The 2,689-nt window shown below is 67.6% G+C and carries 3 protein-coding genes; all 3 read left to right on the forward strand.

All coding sequences use genetic code 11. The features are described 5' to 3' along the window. On the forward strand, window positions 1–514 hold a 514-nt coding region (locus HUK82_RS15750), incomplete at its 5' end, for a glutamate ligase domain-containing protein (RefSeq protein ID WP_394367515.1). 5 nt (window positions 515–519) lie between these two features. Then, complete coding sequence (locus tag HUK82_RS15755) at window positions 520–1,680, forward strand: FtsW/RodA/SpoVE family cell cycle protein (RefSeq protein WP_176614841.1); 1,161 nt, start codon at window positions 520–522, stop codon at window positions 1,678–1,680. Continuing rightward, window positions 1,677–2,689: UDP-N-acetylglucosamine--N-acetylmuramyl-(pentapeptide) pyrophosphoryl-undecaprenol N-acetylglucosamine transferase (locus tag HUK82_RS15760; protein WP_176614842.1), on the forward strand; the 1,013-nt coding region annotated here is incomplete at its 3' end. The genes HUK82_RS15755 and HUK82_RS15760, both read left to right, overlap by 4 nt.

The raw sequence follows: 2,689 nt of genomic DNA on the forward strand, positions 1-2,689 counted from the left end.
CGCCCTGTTCCTGGGCGCCCCGCGCGCCGGACTTGCGGGCGCCCTGCGCGATTTCGGCGGTCTGGCCCATCGCCAGAAGCGGGTGCGCACGATCGACGGGGTTGCTTTCATCGACGACAGCAAGGCGACGAACGCGGACGCCGCTGCCCGCGCCCTGGGCTGTCACGACCGCATCATCTGGATCGCGGGCGGCATCGCCAAGGAGGGCGGCATAGCGTCGCTTGCGCCCTTTTTCCCGCGAATCGCGCTGGCCCTGCTGATCGGACGCGACGCGCCCGCGCTTGCGGAGACACTGGCCGCGCATGGCGTGGCACACCGCGTTGTCGAAACGCTCGACGCCGCCGTGGCCGAATCCCTGAGCGCCGCCAAGACCTTACAGGCGGAGGCCGTCCTGCTGTCGCCCGCGTGCGCCAGTTTCGACCAGTTCCGAAGCTTCGAACATCGCGGTTTACGTTTCATTGAGCTGGTGGATGCTCTAGTAACCACGCCATCCCCACCCTCCTCCGGAGCATAGACGCCATGGCCGTCGTCTCGCGCGCCGACAATTCGAAGCTGGCCCGCTGGTGGCGCAATGTCGACCGCCCGACGATCGCGGCCGTCGGCGTGCTGATCAGCTTTGGCTATATCCTGATGCTGGCCGCCAGTCCGGCGGTGGCGACGCGTATCGGCGCGTCACGCGACATGTTCATCCTCAAGCAGGTGATCTTCCTCAGCCTCGCGGGGCTGGTAATGCTCGGCGTGTCGATGCTGTCGCTGAACGCGATCAAGAAACTCGCGATAGTTGGCGGCGCGCTCGCGCTGGCCGCAACGGCGATGACCCTGGTCCACGGGATGGAGATCAAGGGCGCGCGCCGCTGGATCGCGCTGCCGCTGATGTCGGTGCAGCCGTCGGAATTCCTCAAGCCGTGCTTTGCCGTCGTCACCGCGTGGCTGCTGGCCGAGCGTCGCAAACGGCGGATGTTTCCCGGACTGCCGCTGGCGATCGTGGGCTTCGGCGTCATTCTGGTGCTGCTGAAATCCCAGCCGGATATCGGAATGCTCTCGGTCATCACGATGGTGTTCATGACCCAGCTCTTCGTCGACGGGCTAAATCTGGTTCTTGTGGCCGGTGGCGTCGCGGCCATGATCGGCGCGTTCTTCGGCGCCTACGTCATATTTCCGCACGTGCGCTCCCGCGTGGAGCGGTTCCTGCATCCCAATGTCGGCGACCATTACCAGATCGACACCGCCCTGCGCGCGTTCGGCAATGGCGGCCTGACCGGTCGCGGGCCGGGCGAGGGCCGGGTCAAGGACCTGCTGCCCGACGCGCATGCGGATTTCGTCTTTGCCGTCGCGGGCGAGGAGTACGGCATGCTGGTCTGCCTGTTCATCATTGCTGTGTTCCTCTTCATCGTCGTCCGCAGTGTGCTGAAGCTGATGCGTGAGGACGACCCGTTCGTCATCGTCGCGACGGCCGGACTGGCGACGGGTTTCGGGCTTCAGGCCTTCATCAACATGGGCTCGACCCTTCATCTGATCCCGACCAAGGGCATGACGCTGCCGTTCATTTCGTACGGTGGATCCTCCGCCCTGTCGATCGCCCTGACCATCGGCATGATGCTCGCCCTGACGCGCCATCGCATCGGCAGCGCATCGGGCCAGGAACCCTCGTTTATCATGCAAAAGACGGTATCGGCATGACGCGTCCCATCGTCATCGCCGCCGGGGGTACTGGTGGCCATTTCTTTCCCGCCGAAGCACTCGCGACCGAGTTGCACGCACGCGGCCACACCCTTGTCCTGATGACCGACGCGCGCGGCGGCCAGCGTGACACGGGCGTGTTCGCCAACGCCGCGCAGTTCGTGCTGCCCGGGGCGGGCGTTGCCGGTCGCGGCCCGATACGCGCGGCGAAGGCTGGCATGGCTCTTCTGCGCGGGGCATGGCAGGCACGGGGCCTGCTGGGCGAACTCGACGCAGCCGCCGTCGTGGGGTTCGGCGGCTACCCGTCCGTCCCCCCCTTGTTGGGCGGGTGGTTGCAGGGCCCGAACCGACCCGCGCTTGTCCTGCATGAGGGCAATGCCGTCCTCGGCAAGGCCAACGCCCTGCTGGCCCGTGTCGCGACCGCCGTCGCCACGTCTTTCCCGACGGTTCGCGGCCTCTCGGCCCGCACACCCCATACTTTGACTGGCATGCCGGTACGGCCGGGCGTCGCAGCACTTTACGGTGCGGCGTACGTGCCGCCCACCGAGGCGATCCATCTGCTGATCTGGGGTGGCTCGCTGGGCGCCTCGGTCTTCAGCGAGGTGATGCCTGCAGCCCTTGCCGCGCTGCCCGGCGGCTTTCGGGCCCGCCTGCACGTGACCCAGCAGGTGCGCGAGAGCGACATCCCCAAGGTGCGCGACGCCTACGCACAGGCGGGAATCGATGCCACGCTGTCCCCGTTCTTCACCGACGTACCGCAGCGTCTGGCGCAGGCGCATCTGGTGATCGGGCGCGCCGGCGGGTCCTCGGTGGCGGAGCTGACCATGGCGGGGCGGCCGTCGATCCTCGTTCCCCTGCCGATCGCAGCCTCCGACGAACAGGGCGGCAATGCCCAGGCGCTGATGGATGCCGGGGCGGCGTGGATGATCCGCCAGCCGGCCTTCACCCCGTCGGCCGTCAGCGCCCTTCTGGCCGATCTGCTGGGCGCGCCGGCCAGACTGGCCGAAGC

It is taken from the genome of Ameyamaea chiangmaiensis, from assembly GCF_013376175.1.
Lineage (GTDB): Bacteria > Pseudomonadota > Alphaproteobacteria > Acetobacterales > Acetobacteraceae > Ameyamaea > Ameyamaea chiangmaiensis.

Coding starts and splice junctions, on each gene's coding strand:
- HUK82_RS15755 (WP_176614841.1), top strand. CDS start 520: ATGGCCGTCGTCTCGCGCGCCGACAATTCGAAGCTGGCCCGCTGGTGG.